This is a genomic window from Delftia sp. RIT313, assembly GCF_000632165.1.
Lineage (GTDB): Bacteria > Pseudomonadota > Gammaproteobacteria > Burkholderiales > Burkholderiaceae_C > Comamonas > Comamonas acidovorans.
The window spans coordinates 51,634-67,067 of the sequence record NZ_JFYT01000039.1 but is presented as its reverse complement, the minus strand read 5'-3'; the positions used below and the strand labels follow the sequence as shown (position 1 = coordinate 67,067).

Genomic DNA, 15,434 nt, shown 5'->3' with positions numbered 1-15,434 from the left:
GAAGGTGCGCGGGCCGGCCGATCAGGGCGTGAAGTACTGGCGGCGCTGGTGCTGCTCCTGGTGCATGGGGAACATAACGGCGTAGAACTCGGTCCAGCCACCCATGCGCACGCGCAGCAGGTCGTAGCGTTCCGGGTCCTTGCTTGCGGCCTGGTAGGTGGCCAGGTCGGCACAGGTCAGCGTGATCAGGTTGGAGCCCGTGCCGCCGTCGGCGTAGACGCGCAGGAAGCGCTTCAGGTCCTCCAGCGGGAAGTTCTCGGAGATGTTCATGTCCACCGGGGAGGCGTTGGAGAGCCCGTAGTCAATGGCCTCGTTGCGCCAGCTTTCCAGCGATTGGTAGATGTTGCGGAAGGCCGGTGCCGCCGCCAGGTCCTGCGGCGCCGGCACGGGCGACAGGTCGGACGCAATGGGCATGCCGTTGCGGCGGCCATCGGCCGTGGCGCCGCAGGGCGCGCCATCGCCTACGTAGCCCTCGAAGGTGCCGATGCCCGGGGTGACGACGAATTCGAACGCGCCATAGGTCTTGGCAATGCCGTCCAGCACCGGCTGCAGCGCGGGATGGGGTTGGCGGATCACGTCCACGCACAGGCGGATCAGGTGGTCCATCACCCAATTGCCCAGTTCATCCACGTCCTTGTGGCCGCTACCCCATTTGGGCAGCTGCAGGGCGATGTCGCGCCATTCCTGGTAGCGGCGTGCGCGCTCGCCGGCCGCCGCAGGCCCCATCAACGCGTTCTGGTAGGGCTCGACCGGGGTGTAGCCCCAGTCGTTGATCAAGCAGTCCACCAGCTCGGGGAGCGTGGCAATCGCCGTCTCGCGGTCGTACACCAGCTTCTTGATCGCATAGAGGGAATCGATGGTGTTGGAGACGCCCACGCACAGCGGCGCAATCATGTGAAAGCGCGCCCCGGCGTTGGTCAGGTCGCGGCCGGACTCGACACAGCCGTCGATCAGCGTGGACAGCAGGGGGCTGGGGCAGATGTCGCCCAGATTGCCGTAGGCACCGAGGATGACGTTGTAGGTCTGGATCACCAGCCATTCCAGTTGGCGCAGGAACTGCGACTGCAGCTGTTCGAAGCTGTCTATCTCATGTGCGGGCGGGGAGCGGAACGTCTGCTTCAGGCCGCGCAGGTAGATCGGCCCGGCCGCGCCATAGGTGGCGCCCTGGTTCAGCGCCTGCTCCAGCGCCGTCATGGGCGTGACGTTGGCAAACGCGAACTCTGTGGCACCTGCCAGCATCGGCTCGTAGCAGCCGTCGGCGGCGTAGTCGCGCGACCAGCGCAGCGACACGTCCTTGCCCGAGCGGCGCAGCGCTTCGCACAGCTTGTCATCCTGGTAGAGGATGGGGTGGGCACCGCCTGCCAGCAGCGACTGGGCCGCCGCGTCCAGCACCTCCTGGGGCATGTCCTTGTAGACCCGCAGCGAGAGCGTGGGCGCGTTCACCGGTATGCGGCGCGCCGCCTTCAGGCACAGCATGGTCACCGGGTTGACGCCGCCGGTGGGCTGGGCATCGTCATTGGCCACATAGCCGCCCACGGTGATCTGCTGCACCCACTGGTTGATGCCGCCGCCCTGCGGGAAGTTGCCGCCCAGCCCGCACACGGCCGTGGTGCCGTAGTTGACGTAGTCGGTGATGTTGGCCCGGTTCACGAAGGCGTTCTCGCCCATCTTCAGCCACAGGCAGTCGATGATCTCCTGCGCACGGGCCTCGTCCAGCGGATGCTTTTGGAGCAGCGGCCACAGGATCTGGTCCAGCCGCCCCAGGGCCGTCAGCTCGCCCAGCAGGTGCAGGCAGCAGTGAAAGGAAAAGATCAGCTGCACGCCGTCATGGAAATCACGCGGCGGCTCGCTGCTCAGGTGGCGCAGGCGGGCGGCCACGTCGCGCATGTTCTGTGCGTCCTGCGGCGTGGTGGCGCGGGCCACGGTCTGCTCGGCATGCTCGGCCCAGTTGAGCAGGTAGCGCTGCACGCCTTGCAGCGACCAGATCGCCCCCTGATAGAACTCCTGCTGCGCCGCCGCCAGGCCGGGCTGTGCCTGCTTTTGCTGCAGCTGCGCCAGCAGGCCGCCCAGGCCCAGATCGACCAGGCGCTGGTAGTGCGGCACCACATGGCCCATGGCCGACCATTCGTTGAGCTCGCCCTTGAGCCAGGCTGCAATGGTCTCCTGCTCGCTCAGGTAGGGCACCACTTCCTTGCCGCGCCCGAGCGTGAAGTCGGGAATGATGCCCACCAGCAACTCTTCGGGGTAGATGCGCAGCAGCTGGTTGTCCCGCGCCAGCCGCGAGTGCGGGGCCGAGAGCAGGTCGGCCAGCGTCTTCTGGTTGGCCAGCCCCTTGCGCAGCAGGGCCGAGCCCTGCAGCACCGGCGCTTCGTCCGGTGTCGTCAGCGTGGACAGGTGCGGCAGGCGCGGAAAGGGCTGGCGGCGCAGCCAGCCGTCGCTCCAGTGCGAGAAGGTGCGCCCCAGCAAAGCCAGCAGGCGGGGGCCGGGCGGGTCACCGGGCGCATAGCCGCCCTCGGCCATCTGGTGCAGGTAGTCCTGCGAGTTGTAGAACATGTAGCCGTTGGGGCTGCGCACGTCCCAGTGCGGGTCTTCCTCGGTATCGGCCACGCTGGCCACTTGGGCCACGTCCAGCTCTGCAGCCGCCGGCACATACCAGTAGGCGCCCGCCACGCCCTGCACCACGCTCATCAGCCGATCGACGGGACGATCGGGCATGTCACCCATCAGGTGGTGCAGGATTTTCTCGAAACGCTCCTGCTCGTTGCAGAAGGCCACGAACATCAGCCCCGTCTCTCGCGCCGCGTGACCGGCCTGCTCGCCAAATGGCAGCGCCTGGCGCAGCAGCTTGCGGTTGTCGCCATTGGCATCACGCACATGGGCGCGGTGGATATGCGCGTCTCCAGGCGCCTGCGGCAAGATGGCTCCATCCGTATCGCGGCCGATCATGGCGTCTTCGCTGTCCGGCGACATGGCGGCAATGGCGCGCCAATCAAACAGGAATTTCTGGGTGAAGGCGAATGAGGCGCCCGCATACGCATCGCCCAGCAAAATATCCGCGGCCAGACTGATGGGATCGTTGGGATTGGTGATGCCGTCCAGATAGCGGCCGCCGATGACGCGGCCATCCTCTCGTTTGCCGGCCTCCACTACGTCGATGTGGCTGGCCAGTGCTTCCAGCGCGGACATGCATTCGCTCACCAGGCGGCGCGCAGTCTCTGCATCGGGCGCCTTGAGGAAAAGCAGCACATCTCCGCCGGTATTGCGCAATTTGGGCGAATGGTCGAGCACCTTGCGGCTGACCGGAATCTCGCGGTTCTGCCAGCGGCCCCACAACTGCGGCGCAAATGCAGCCACCAGCCCCGAGGGCTGGGGCGCAGCCTCGCTGGCCTGGGCCAGCTTGCGCACCACATCCAGCACCGCCTGCTGGCTGGCAGGTCCATGGTCCCGCAGCGTGATGGTGAGAACCTGGCCGAATAAGGCCCGCAGCAACAGGCCGCGTTGAGCACCCTTGACGACGTTGGCAAACATGCGACTTCCTTGCGATGGGGATTGAAAAGAAGCAACGCTCGTAAAGACTGTTCAAAGCGGTACTCCGGCAACAAGACTGCGGAGCAGGCGGCGATGGATGCCGCTCAATACCCCCACGTCCCGAACCGGATCGCAAGTTAAACCAAATGTAAAAAATTTTCCAACTGAATATAAATTCTTCTTGTTTACTCGGGTAGAGCGATATTTGTTCGCCTTGTGCTATACGCGCAGACGCCTGCTTCATTACAACGAATGATTCGGTTTGTCACGCCCGGGTGATCCATCCATAAATACCCTGGACATCTTGGTTATTTGATATTGCCATATCGTTATCGGGATTCTTGCGTGCTCTCGCGATTACGAGCGATTACGAGCGATTAAGAGCGATTTCAAGCGATGTCGCCAATGCCAGACCCGCAATGAATCAATTGGATATCCATCCCTATCGCAACGGCTCGATTGGCGATTCGATCGACAAGCCCGCATTTCCCGGAGTCAGGGTTTTCCAATGGCGACGGTGCTCGTCAGGTCCACGGCCCAGCGCCACCCCAAAAAAAAAGAGGCGTGGACAGGGCGCACAGGCAGGTCGGAGGCGGCAGGCCCGGCCATCCGGTTTTCCGAATGATGCAGGCGTTCCATCGTTCGGATTTCCGTGCCACCTTATGCATAAAAGTAAGGTCGATATAGGCGAATCAAGCAGTTAGCGCGGGGTGCAGGGGCCGGATGCGGCTGGCACGGTCTGTGCACTGTCAGGCGCAGGCCACGTGCATCGTGGTTGTGTATGCAGGGAGACAAGCCCGTCTTCGCTGTGGCAGCCGGCCCGTGGCCGGCAGCCGTGGTGGCCGGGCTCGCTTGCAAGACCGAAATACGTCCAACGAAAAAATCCGCATGAAATTCAACCGCTTGACCACCATGGTGCTCGTGGCCATGGTCCTCGGCGTGCTGGTGGGCTATGCCTGCAACAGCTACGCACCCACGCCCGAGGCCGCCAAGGAAATCGCCAGCTACTTCGGCATCCTCACCGATGTCTTCCTGCGCATGATCAAGATGATCATCGCGCCCCTGGTGTTCGCCACCCTGGTGTCGGGCCTGGCCAACATGGGCGACGCCAAGGCCGTGGGCCGCATCGGCGGCCGCGCGCTGGGCTGGTTCATCGTGGCCTCGTTCTGCTCGCTGGCCATCGGCCTGATCTATGCGAACGTGCTGCAGCCCGGCCATGGCCTGAGCGTGGCCCTGCCGTCGTCGGCCGAGGGCCTGAACCTCAAGACCTCGGCGCTGAACCTCAAGGACTTCATCGCCCACGTGTTCCCCAAGAACATCTTCGAGGCCATGGCGACCAACGAGGTGCTGCAGATCCTGGTGTTCGCGCTGTTCTTCGGCATTGCGCTGGGCAACCTGCACAACCAGGCCGCGCGCTCCATGGTGGGCCTGATGGACGAAGTGGTCCACATCATGCTCAAGGTCACCGATTACGTGATGCGCTTCGCCCCCGTGGGCGTGTTCGGCGCCGTGGCCGGCACCATCACCATCCATGGCCTGGGCATGCTGTCGGTGTTCGGCAAGTTCATGCTGTGCTTCTACCTGGCCCTGGCCACGCTGTGGGTGCTGCTGATTGTGGCCGGCTACTGCGTGCTGGGCCGTGACATCTTCCGCCTGCTGAACCTGATCCGCGGCCCGCTGCTGGTGGGCTTTTCCACGGCCAGCAGCGAATCGACCTATCCCAAGCTGATGGAGCAGCTGGAGAAGTTCGGCATCAAGCCGCGCATCATCGGCTTCGTGCTGCCGCTGGGCTACTCGTTCAACCTGGACGGCTCGATGGTCTACACCACCTTCCTGGCCATCTTCATCGCCCAGGCCTACGGCATCGACATGACGCTGACGGCCCAGATCACCATGCTGCTGGTGCTGATGGTCTCCAGCAAGGGCATTGCCGGCGTGCCGCGCGCATCGCTGGTGGTGGTGGCCGCCGTGCTGCCCATGTTCGGCCTGCCCGAGGCGGGCATCCTGCTGATCCTGGGCATCGACCACTTCCTGGACATGGGCCGCACCCTGACCAATGTGCTGGGCAATGCGATCGCCACGGCCGTGGTGGCCAAGTGGGAAGGCGCCGTCGATCCGACCGCGGCCACGGATGACGACGAGTCCCTGCTGCCCACGGACCATTCCGAGCAAGGGCGGCCCGCTGTCTCGGCCTGAGGCCCAGGCGGCGCGGGGGGGCACTGATAACATCGGTGCCTTCACCATGCCCGCCCGCCGCCCCCTGCGCCAGCTCATCCTGCTTTTGCTGTGGCTTGCCCTGAGCGGGCTGAGCGGCTGGGGTGCGTACCTGCTGGCCCAGCGGCTGGGCATCGCCGATCTGCGTGCCACGGGCATGCACCGGCTGGAGCTGTACGGCGCCAGCCTGCAGCGCGAGATCGGCAAATACGCCTTCCTGCCCGACGTGCTGGCGCTGGAAGGCAATGTGCAAAGGCTGCTGGCCGAGCCCGGCGACGAGCAGCTCACCAACCGCGTCAACGCCTACCTGGAGCAGCTCAACGACCGCGCGGGCACGCTGACCGCCTACCTGGTCGATGCGCGCGGCCACGTCGTGGCCTCCAGCAACTGGCGGCGCACCGACAGCTACATGGGCGAGGACCTGAGCTTTCGCCCCTACTACCGCACGGCCATGGCCACGGGCAGCGCGCGCTTCTTCGGCATAGGCACCACGCGCGGCGAGCCCGGCTACTACCTGGCCTCCACCCTGGGCGACGACACCCACACGCTGGGCGTGGCCGTGGTCAAGGTCAGCCTGGACCAGCTGGAGCAATCGTGGTCCACGGTGGAGGCGCCCGTGCTGGTGGGCGACGAGAACGGCGTCGTCATCCTGGGCACGGTCTCCGACTGGAAATTCACCACCCTGCGCACGCTGGACGAAGGCACGCGCGCCGCCTTCGACCACACGCGCCAGTACAACCGCCGCGCGCTGGAGCCGCTGGGCCTGCAGGTGCTGCGCGACCTGGGCCAGGGCGCGCGCCTGGTGCGCATTGCCCGCCATGGCGAGGAATCGCCAGGCTCGGTCTACCCGGTCAGCGGCCGCTTCCTGGCCCAGTCGCGCCAGCTGCCGGGCACGCCCTGGACGATCACCGTGCTCTCGCACCTGGAGCAGGTCGACCAGCTGGCCCAGAGCCGCGCGCTGGCCGCGGCCGTGGGCGCGGCCTTTGTGCTGCTGCTGGCCATGATGGTCAACGAGCGCCGCCGCCACCTGCGCGACCGGCTGGCCGCGCGCGAGGCGCTGCAGGCCGCGCACGACGAGCTCGAGCGCAAGGTGGAGCAGCGCACGGCCGACCTGTCGGCTGCCAACGAGGCGCTGCAGGCCGAGGTGGCCGAGCGCACCCACGCCGAGGCCACGCTGCGTGCCGCCCAGGACGAGCTGGTGCAGGCCGGCAAGCTGGCCGTGATAGGCCAGCTGTCCACGGGCGTCGCCCATGAACTCAATCAGCCGCTGACGGCGCTGCGCACCCTGGCCGGCAACAGCCAGCGCTTTCTGGAGCGCGGCGATACCGAAACCACGCGCGTGAACCTGGAGCGCATGGCGCAGCTGGCCGACCGCATGGGCCGCATCACCGGCCAGCTGCGCAACTTCGCGCGCAAGTCCAGCGGCGCCAGCCAGGCCGTGCCGCTGGCGCATGCGCTGGACAATGCGCTGGCCGTGCTGGAGTCGCGCGTGACCGAGACCGGCGCCCGCATCCTGCGCGATGACGGCGTGCCCGAGGCCGTGGCCTGGTGCGACCGCAACCGCATCGAGCAGGTGCTGATCAACCTGATCAACAACTCCCTGGACGCCATGCGCGGCCAGCCCGCGCCCTGCCTGGAGCTGGCCTGCGCCGTGGCCGATGGCCGCGCCCAGGTCACCGTGCGCGACCACGGCCCGGGCCTGAGCGAAGCGGCGCAGGCCCATCTGTTCCAGCCGTTCTTCACCACCAAGGAAGAGGGCGTGGGCCTGGGCCTGGGGCTGGCGCTGTCGGCCGGCATCGTGCGTGAATGCGGCGGCACGCTGACGGGCAGCAACCATCCGGGCGGCGGCGCCGTCTTCACGCTGAGCCTGGCCCTGGCACCCTCCACACCTTCTGCCGACACACCATGACCGACGCCCTCAAAGTCCTGATCATCGAGGACGACCCCGACATCGTGCTCGGCTGCGAGCAGGCGCTGCAGCTCGAAGGCATCGCCTGCGAAAGCGTGGGCAGCGCCGAGCAGGCGCGCCGGCGCCTGTCGCGCGACTTCGCGGGCATCGTGGTCAGCGACATCCGCCTGCCGCGCATGGACGGCATGGCCTTCCTGCGCGAGCTGGTGGCCATGGACCCGGAACTGCCCGTGGTGCTGATCACCGGCCACGGCGACATCTCCATGGCCGTGCAGGCCATGAAGGACGGCGCCCAGGACTTCATCCAGAAACCCTTCGCCCCCGAAACCCTGGTCGGCGCCGTGCGCCGCGCCCTGGAGCGCCGCCGCCTGGTGCTGGAAGTGCGGGCGCTGCGCCAGCAGTTGGACCAGCGCGACAGCCTGGAGCACCGGCTGATAGGCCGGGCGCCCAACATGCGGCAGCTGCGCCAGATGCTCACGGGGCTGGCGCAGAGCGCGGCCGATGTGCTGATCCAGGGCGAGACCGGCACGGGCAAGGAACTGGTGGCGCGCTGCCTGCACGAAGCCAGCGCGCGGCGCGAGGGCAACTTCGTGGCCGTCAACTGCGGCGGCCTGCCCGACACGCTGTTCGACAGCGAAATGTTCGGCAGCGAGGCCGGCGCCTATACCGGCGCGGGCAAGAAGCGCATCGGCAAGCTGGAGCACGCCAGCGGCGGCACGCTGTTCCTGGACGAGATCGAGAGCATGCCCCTGCCCATGCAGATCAAGCTGCTGCGCGTGCTGCAGGAGCGTGTGCTGGAGCGCCTGGGCTCCAACACCCTGATCCCCATCGACTGCCGCGTGATCGCGGCCACCAAGGTGGATCTGCTGGAGTTGAGCCGGCAAGGGCTGTTCCGCGCCGACCTCTACTACCGCCTGAACGTGGCCACCGTCTCGCTGCCGCCGCTGCGCGAGCGGCGCGAGGACGTGCCGCTGCTGTTCGAGCACTTCGCGCTGCAGGGCGCGGCGCGCCACCAGCGGCCCGTGCCCGAGCTGACCACGGCGCGCGTGCAGCAGTTGCTGGGCTATGACTGGCCCGGCAACGTGCGCGAGCTGCGCAACGTGGCCGAGCGCACGGTGCTGGGCATCGAGACCGGCTCGCCCCCCTTCGGCCAGCCGGCCGGCACCACCGCGCAGGACGCCGCGCCCCGGCCGCTGTCCGCCGCTGTCGAGGCCTTCGAGCGCGCCCTCATCGCCGACGCCCTGCGCCGCCACGCCGGCAGCCTGGCGCGCACGGCCGAAGCCCTGTCCATGCCCAAGACCACGCTGCACGACAAGATCCGCAAGTACGGGCTGGATGGGTAGGCACCCTCAACCCCGCTCCCCGAACTCCACGCTTTCGCGCGTCCAGCGTCGCGCCTGCTCGCTCAGGCTCAGTCCCAGGCCGGGGCGCGTGGGCACGAGCATGCGGCCATCGGCGATGTCCAGGCGTTCGTTGAACAGCGGCTCCAGCCAGTCGAAGTGTTCCACCCAGGGCTCGTTGGCGCAGGTGGCGGCCAGGTGCACGTGCAGCTCCATGGCGAAGTGGGGCGCCAGGCTCAGGTGGGCCAGTTCGGCCTGGGCCGCGATCTGCAGGAAGGGCGTGATGCCGCCCACGCGCGGCGCGTCGGGCATGAGGAAGTCGGCGCTGCGGTGGCGTATGAGATCGCCGTGCTCGGCGGCGCTGGTCAGCATCTCGCCGGTGGCGATCGGCGTGTCGAAGCGCGCGGCCAGCGCGGCGTGGCCTTCGTGGTCGTAGGCGTCCAGCGGCTCCTCGATCCAGACCAGGTTGAATTCCTCGAAGACACGGCACATGCGCTGAGCCGTGGGGCGGTCCCATTGCTGGTTGGCATCGACCATGATGGGCGCGGCATCGCCCAGGTGGGCGCGCATGGCCTCCACACGCCGTATGTCCAGCGCGCAGTCGGGCTGGCCCACCTTGAGCTTGATGCCGCCAATGCCGCGCTCCAGCGAGGCGCTGGCGTTGCGCTTGAGCTCATCCAGCGGCGTGTGCAGAAAGCCGCCCGAGGTGTTGTAGCAGCGCACGGATTCGCGCTGCGAGCCCAGCAGCTTGGACAGCGGCAGGCCTGCGCGGCGCGCCTTGATGTCGTAGAGCGCCACGTCGAAGGCCGCGATGGCCTGCACGGCCAGCCCGCTGCGGCCCACGGAGGCGCCGGCCCAGCACATGCGCGTCCACAGCCGTGCGATGTCGCTGGGGTCTTCGCCCAGCAGTTGGGGTGCGATCTCGCTGGCATGGGCGAACTGGCCCGGGCCGCCTGCGCGCTTGGCGTAGCTCAGGCCCAGGCCCCGGTGGCCGTCGCGGGTCTGGATCTCGGCGAATAGCATGGCGACCTCGGTCATGGGCTTTTGGCGGCCCGTGAGCACCTTGGCATCGCTGATGGGCCGGGCCAGGGGGAGGTAGCAGGACGACAGGCGTATCCACTGGATGCGGTCCTGGCTGGTGGTTTCGGAGAGCGCGGAAGAAGTCATGGCTGCGGGAGTGCGGTGGTTGGAAAAAGGACAGGGGCAGGCATCAGTCGATGCTGATCTTTCCGGCCTCGATGACCGTCTTCCAGCGCGCGTATTCCTGGCGCTGGAATTCGGCGAACTGCTGGGGCGTGCCGGCCACCATCTCGTAGCCGATGGAGACGAACTGCTCGCGCACCCGGGGATCGTTGAGCGCTTCGACAAAGGCCGCATGGGCCTTGTCGCGCAGCGCAGGCGGCAGGCCCTTGGGCGCGACGATGGCCTGCCAGGAGGCGACCTCCACGTTCTTCACCCCGGCCTCGGCCAGCGTGGGCAGGTCCGGCAGCACGGGCGAGCGGCGCGGGCTGGTCACGGCCAGGGCGCGCATCTTGCCGGCCCGGATGTGCTGGATCACGGCATTGATGTTCTGGAACGAGGCATCGACCTGGCCGCCGATCAGGTCGGCATGGGCCGGTGCGCCGCCCTTGTAGGGGATGTGCACGCCCTGGGTGCCCGTTTGCTGCCAGAACAGTTCGGCCGTCAGGTGGTCGCTGGAGCCGTGGCCGGCCGAGGCAAAGCTCATCTTGCCCGGATGGGCCTTGAGGTGGGCGACCACGTCGGCCACGCTTTTGTGCGGCGAGGCGGCAGGCACGACCAGCACGTTGGGCGACTGCACGGCCACGGTGATCAGGTCGAAGTCCTTGAGGGCGTCGTAGGGCAGGTTCTTGATCAGGTGGGGCACGATGACCAGCGGGCCCAGCGAGGTGACGAGAAAGGTCTGCCCGTCCGCCGCCGCGCGCTGCACGAAGGCCGCGCCGATGGTGCCCGTGGCGCCGGCCTTGTTCTCCACCACGAAGGACTGCCTGAGCTTCTCGCCCAGCCTGGGCGCCACGGCGCGCGCGACCTGGTCGGTGGAGCCGCCGGCGGGGAAGGGCACGACCAGGGTGACGGGCCTGTCGGGCCAGGCCTGGGCCGATGCAGAAAAGGCGGTGAGCGCGGCCAGGGCCAGCGCCATGGCACGAAGAATGTGGTTCATCTTGTCTCCTGATTTGTGAATGACATCGTTGTCATTTCCGGGGAAATGAAAAAGCGCCGATGCCATTTTGTAGATGCAAGGATTTGCGCTTTCAGCAAAATGATATCGTTGTCATTTTGGCTGTCAATCACGATTTCTGCGATGCAGGGCAGGCTTGGCGCCCGTGCGTGGAGGGCGGTCTGCTATCTTCAGGCCCGTCCCCGATACCAGCCCGCGATCGCGCTTGCCCATGAACACACCCACACCACCCAGGCCCGCCACGCTGCACGACGTGGCCGAGGCGGCCGGCGTCTCGCTGATCACGGCCTCGCGCGCCCTGGGCAATCCTTCCATCGTTTCGGAGAAGACGCGCGAGCGCGTGCGCCAGGCCGTGGAGGCCACGGGCTATATCCCCAATCTGCTGGCCGGCGGGCTCAAGTCCAGGCGCAGCCGCATGGTGGCCGGTGTGGTGCCTGCGCTGTCGGTGTCGCAATTCCTGCCTACGGTGCAGTCCCTGACGGCAACGCTGGCCCAAGAGGGCTACCAGCTGCTGCTGGGACAGACCTTCTACGACGAGCAGCGCGAGGCGGAGGTGCTCAACGCCATGATCGGGCGCCAGCCCGACGGCATTGTGATGATGGGCCTGGTGCAGTCCGACAAGGCGCGCGAGCGGCTGCGCAGGACCGGCATTCCCGTGGTGGAAACCTGGGACTTCAGCGACCGGCCGCTGGACATGGTGGTGGGCTTTTCCCACCTCAAGGTGGGCAGCGCGCTGGCCGGCTATTTCCTTTCGCGCGGCCTGCAGCGCGTGGGCATGGCCACGGGCAGCGACCACCGGGCCCAGCAGCGGCGCGAGGGCTTTCTCGCAGCCTGGGGCCGCGAGGTGCCCACGGTCACCGTGTCCGCGCCCGGCAGCCTGGAGCTGGGCCGGCAGGCGCTGGGCCAGTTGCTGGCGCAGCAGCCCGATCTGCAGGCCGTGGTCTGCAGCTCGGACATGCTGGCCCACGGCATTTTGGTGGAAGCCCAGGCGCGCGGCCTGCGCGTGCCCGTGGACCTGGCCGTCTCAGGCTTCGGCAATGCCGATTTCGCGGCCCACCTGCTGCCGTCGCTGACCACCGTGCATGTGGACGGGCCGGGCATAGGCCGTCTGGCCGCCGAACTCGTGCTGGCACGCTGCAAGGGCCACAGTGCCGGGCGCTCGGCGTTCGACCTGGGGTTCGAGCTGATCGAGCGGGATTCGACCCGCCGAGCTTAGAGGGTCAGCCCACGGCAGCCGCCTGGCGCTCGGTCGCCAGCCCGAACAGGCTGCCCAGCGCGTGCTGGATTTCATCAGGCGCCAGCTGCCTGGTCTCGGTGCCGCTGGCGGTGATGGTCTTGAGCGCGTCGCCCACCAGGATCATGCGGCCGGCCGGCTGGTGCAGCACCACCACCCGCTTTTGCACGAAGATGGCGTCCGGGTGCGTGGAGTTCAGGTAGTTGGCGGGGGCGAAATCCACCCATTCCTGGGGCGACAGATTGAAGGCGTACTGGTTGGCCCATTCACCATCCACGCGGGCCTGCAGCAGGTATTCGCCCTGGTCGTCCAGGCTCAGGCGGAAGGTGTCGCCGTCCTGGCGGACCTCGGTATCCAGCTCGTCCAGGGCCATGGGGGCGCGTATGCCGTAGCTGCCAAAGCCCAGGTCGCACAGCCAGCGCCGTCCCTCGACCTCGGCCACCAGGGCCATGTGGGTGCGGGGCCGGCGGGCAGGGTAGAACATGGGCCGCGCCGCCACAAAGCGGTAGGCAATGCCCAGGGCCTGCAGTGCCATGGCGAACAGGCCGTTCACCTCGTAGCAGTAGCCGCCCCGGGCGCCGCCGAGGATCTTGCCCGCAATGTCTTCGGGCACCAGAGAGACGATCTTGCCGGCCTGCACGTCGAGGTTCTCAAAAGGCACCGCGAACAACTGGTGGCGCATCAGCGCATGCAAGGTGGCGGTATCGGCCTGGGCGGAGTCACCGGCACTGAAGCCGATGCGGCGGAAATAGGCCTGGACATCGAAATTGCTGGCTTGCATGGGTTTCCTCGGGTTGCTTGATGGCTGCAACGATAAATCGGGACCATCAATGCCTGTATAAGCAGAATCCAAGAAAACTGACCTGTACAGATTGGCATGCCCACCACCAACGAACCCTTGCCCCAGTACCGCCGCATTGCCCAGGCCCTGCGCCAGACGCTGGCCTGCGGCGCACTGCGCCCCGGCGACAGGCTGATCTCCGCCCGCAGCCTGGCCGAGCGCGAACAGGTCAGCCTGCCCACCGCACTGGAGGCGCTGCGCTGCCTGGAGGCCGAGGGCCTGATCGTCGCGCGCCCGCGCTCGGGCTACTTTGTGCGGCAGGCAACCGGCGGCGCGGCGCTGCAGGCGTCCCGCCCGTCGTCGCGTCCCGTGCCCGTGACCCTGTCGGCTCTGGCGCGCTCGCTGTTCAGCAGCCCCGACACGCGCCTGATCCCGCTGGGTGCGGCATTGCCCGATCCGGCCTGGCTGCCCACGGCCCGGCTGCAGCGCGCGCTGCAGACCGCCGGGCGCCGCCTGGACGCGCACGGGCAGACCTACAGTATGCCGCCGGGCCGCGCCGACCTGCGCGGCCAGATCGCGGCCCGGGCCGCGCAATGGGGTGCGCGCTTCGGCCCGGATGACCTTGTTTTGACGGCCGGCGCCACCCAGGCCGTGCGGCTGGCGCTGCGCGCCGTGTGCAAGCCCGGCGATGTCGTGGCCGTGGAGCGGCCCGCCTATTTCGGCAGCCTGCTGCTGCTGGAGGACCTGGGCCTGAAGGCGCTGGAGATTGCCACCGATCCCCGCGAAGGCCTGCTGCTGGAGCCGCTGGCCGAGGCCATTGCCCGCCACCGGCCGGCTGCCGTGCTGGCATCGCCCACCGTGCAGAACCCGCTGGGCGCCAGCATGCCGGTGGAGCGCAAGCAGGCCCTGGTGGCGCTGCTGGAGCGGGCGGGCATTCCCTTGATCGAAGACGATGTCTATGGCGACCTTGCGGGCGACGGCCAGCGCCCGCCGGCCTGCAAGGCCTTCGACGGCAGCGGCAACGTGCTGTATTGCGGCTCGGTGTCCAAGACCCTGGCGCCGGGCTGGCGCGTGGGCTGGATTGCGGCAGGCCGCTTCCATGCCCAGGTGCTGCAGGTGCGCCTGGCGGGCGACTGGGCCGGTGCGCCGCTGCTGGAGGCTGCCGTGAGCGAGGTGCTGGCCAGCGGCGACTACGACCGGCACCTGCGCCGTCTCAAGTCCCGCGTGCAGGCCGGGGTGCAGGCCGTCACGGCCAGGGTCGAGGCCAGCTTTCCGCCCGGCACCCGCGTCTCGGCCCCGCGCGCGGGCTTTCTGCTGTGGGTGGAGTTGCCGCGCCAGGTGAATGCACTGGAGGTGCACCGCCGCGCGCTGGAGCTGGGCATTGGCGTCAGCCCCGGCCCGCTGTTCTCATCGCGCTCGGACCTGCCCAACCACCTGCGCCTGAACTGCGCCAACGAGCCCACGCCGCGCCTGCTGGGGGCCGTGGGGCAGGTGGGGGAGATATGCCGGGGTTTGGTCGAGGGTGCTGCGGCGCGCCAGGGGGCACAGGTCGGCCAGCCTACTTCTTCTCGCGCGGCACGCGCCCCATGAGGAAGAACTCGGGATTGGGCTGCATGCCGGCAAAGCTGGCCATGCGGTTGGACAGGCCGAAGAAGGCGGTGATGGCGGCGATGTCCCAGATGTCCTCGTCGTCGAAGCCATGCGGGTACAGCGCCTCGAAGTCGGCCTCGCAGATTTCATGGCTGCGTTCGCAGACCTTCATGGCGAAGTCCAGCATGGCGCGCTGGCGGGCGCTGATGTCGGCCTTGCGGTAGTTGACGGCCACCTGGTCGGCCACATAGGGCTGCTTTTCGTAGATGCGCAGGATGGCGCCGTGGGCCACCACGCAGTACAGGCACTGGTTGGCCGCGCTGGTGGTGGTGACGATCATCTCGCGCTCGCCCTTGGTCAGGCTGCCTTCTTCCTTGAGCATGAGGGCATCGTGGTAGGCGAAGAAGGCGCGCCATTCGGCCGGGCGGCGCGCAAAGGCCAGAAAGACGTTGGGAATGAAGCCTGCCTTTTCCTGCACTTCAAGGATGCGGGTGCGGATGTCCTCGGGCAGGCTGGACAGTTCGGGCTGGGGGTAGCGGGCGGTGGCCATGTGTCTTGTCTCCTGGGTGTGGTGGTTGTCGTTGCGGGCCATGTTCGCATGGCCTGCGCTGCGCGGGGTGAACGCGCATGACAGCCTGCCT

General features: G+C 67.8%; 10 protein-coding genes. 5 read left to right on the top strand and 5 right to left on the bottom strand.

Annotated elements, in window-relative coordinates:
* Positions 1-21: 21 nt before the first annotated feature.
* The gene (locus tag BW39_RS10400) at positions 22-3,528 is read right to left on the bottom strand and encodes a Dyp-type peroxidase (protein WP_043821574.1); all 3,507 of its coding nucleotides are present in this window, start codon (positions 3,526-3,528) and stop codon (positions 22-24) included.
* A gap of 888 nt (positions 3,529-4,416) precedes the next feature.
* Between BW39_RS10400 and BW39_RS10395 the strand changes: the two genes are divergently transcribed.
* Genes BW39_RS10395 through BW39_RS10385 form a run of 3 tightly spaced genes read left to right on the top strand, consistent with a single transcriptional unit; the run spans position 4,417 to position 8,994 of the window.
* Positions 4,417-5,724, top strand: coding sequence for a dicarboxylate/amino acid:cation symporter (locus tag BW39_RS10395; protein WP_043821572.1), 1,308 nt, complete (start codon positions 4,417-4,419; stop codon positions 5,722-5,724).
* Positions 5,725-5,770: 46 nt separating this feature from the next.
* The gene (locus BW39_RS10390; RefSeq protein WP_043821570.1) at positions 5,771-7,651 is read left to right on the top strand and encodes a sensor histidine kinase; all 1,881 of its coding nucleotides are present in this window, start codon (positions 5,771-5,773) and stop codon (positions 7,649-7,651) included.
* Positions 7,648-8,994, top strand: a complete 1,347-nt coding sequence (locus BW39_RS10385) for a sigma-54-dependent transcriptional regulator (protein ID WP_043821568.1) — start codon at positions 7,648-7,650, stop codon at positions 8,992-8,994. Before BW39_RS10390 ends, BW39_RS10385 begins: the two co-directional genes overlap by 4 nt.
* Before the next feature lie 6 nt (positions 8,995-9,000).
* On the opposite strand, the gene BW39_RS10380 is transcribed toward BW39_RS10385, so the two are convergent.
* Positions 9,001-10,158: an L-talarate/galactarate dehydratase gene (locus BW39_RS10380; protein ID WP_034394774.1), complete on the bottom strand. Its 1,158-nt coding sequence runs from the start codon at positions 10,156-10,158 to the stop codon at positions 9,001-9,003.
* Positions 10,159-10,201: 43 nt separating this feature from the next.
* Positions 10,202-11,170: a Bug family tripartite tricarboxylate transporter substrate binding protein gene (locus tag BW39_RS10375; RefSeq protein ID WP_013801994.1), complete on the bottom strand. Its 969-nt coding sequence runs from the start codon at positions 11,168-11,170 to the stop codon at positions 10,202-10,204.
* A gap of 229 nt (positions 11,171-11,399) precedes the next feature.
* Here BW39_RS10375 and BW39_RS10370 point away from each other — a divergent pair, with 229 nt between their 5' ends.
* Entirely contained in the window at positions 11,400-12,404 is a 1,005-nt protein-coding gene (locus BW39_RS10370; RefSeq protein WP_043821566.1) for a LacI family DNA-binding transcriptional regulator, read from the top strand.
* A gap of 4 nt (positions 12,405-12,408) precedes the next feature.
* Here the strand turns inward: BW39_RS10370 and BW39_RS10365 are convergent, their stop codons facing one another.
* A complete protein-coding gene (locus BW39_RS10365; protein ID WP_043821564.1) occupies positions 12,409-13,203 on the bottom strand; it encodes an arylamine N-acetyltransferase family protein in 795 nt (264 codons plus the stop codon).
* A gap of 96 nt (positions 13,204-13,299) precedes the next feature.
* On the opposite strand from BW39_RS10365, the gene BW39_RS10360 reads away from it, so the two are divergent.
* Complete coding sequence (locus BW39_RS10360; RefSeq protein ID WP_043821562.1) at positions 13,300-14,793, top strand: aminotransferase-like domain-containing protein; 1,494 nt, start codon at positions 13,300-13,302, stop codon at positions 14,791-14,793.
* Here the strand turns inward: BW39_RS10360 and BW39_RS10355 are convergent.
* Complete coding sequence (locus BW39_RS10355; protein ID WP_013801997.1) at positions 14,762-15,343, bottom strand: peroxidase-related enzyme; 582 nt, start codon at positions 15,341-15,343, stop codon at positions 14,762-14,764. The two genes, BW39_RS10360 and BW39_RS10355, sit on opposite strands and share 32 nt — an antisense overlap.
* Positions 15,344-15,434: the final 91 nt, after the last annotated feature.

Coding starts and splice junctions, on each gene's coding strand:
- BW39_RS10380 (WP_034394774.1), bottom strand. CDS start 10,158: ATGACTTCTTCCGCGCTCTCCGAAACCACCAGCCAGGACCGCATCCAG.
- BW39_RS10355 (WP_013801997.1), bottom strand. CDS start 15,343: ATGGCCACCGCCCGCTACCCCCAGCCCGAACTGTCCAGCCTGCCCGAG.
- BW39_RS10400 (WP_043821574.1), bottom strand. CDS start 3,528: ATGTTTGCCAACGTCGTCAAGGGTGCTCAACGCGGCCTGTTGCTGCGG.
- BW39_RS10360 (WP_043821562.1), top strand. CDS start 13,300: ATGCCCACCACCAACGAACCCTTGCCCCAGTACCGCCGCATTGCCCAG.
- BW39_RS10375 (WP_013801994.1), bottom strand. CDS start 11,170: ATGAACCACATTCTTCGTGCCATGGCGCTGGCCCTGGCCGCGCTCACC.
- BW39_RS10390 (WP_043821570.1), top strand. CDS start 5,771: ATGCCCGCCCGCCGCCCCCTGCGCCAGCTCATCCTGCTTTTGCTGTGG.
- BW39_RS10395 (WP_043821572.1), top strand. CDS start 4,417: ATGAAATTCAACCGCTTGACCACCATGGTGCTCGTGGCCATGGTCCTC.
- BW39_RS10385 (WP_043821568.1), top strand. CDS start 7,648: ATGACCGACGCCCTCAAAGTCCTGATCATCGAGGACGACCCCGACATC.
- BW39_RS10370 (WP_043821566.1), top strand. CDS start 11,400: ATGAACACACCCACACCACCCAGGCCCGCCACGCTGCACGACGTGGCC.
- BW39_RS10365 (WP_043821564.1), bottom strand. CDS start 13,203: ATGCAAGCCAGCAATTTCGATGTCCAGGCCTATTTCCGCCGCATCGGC.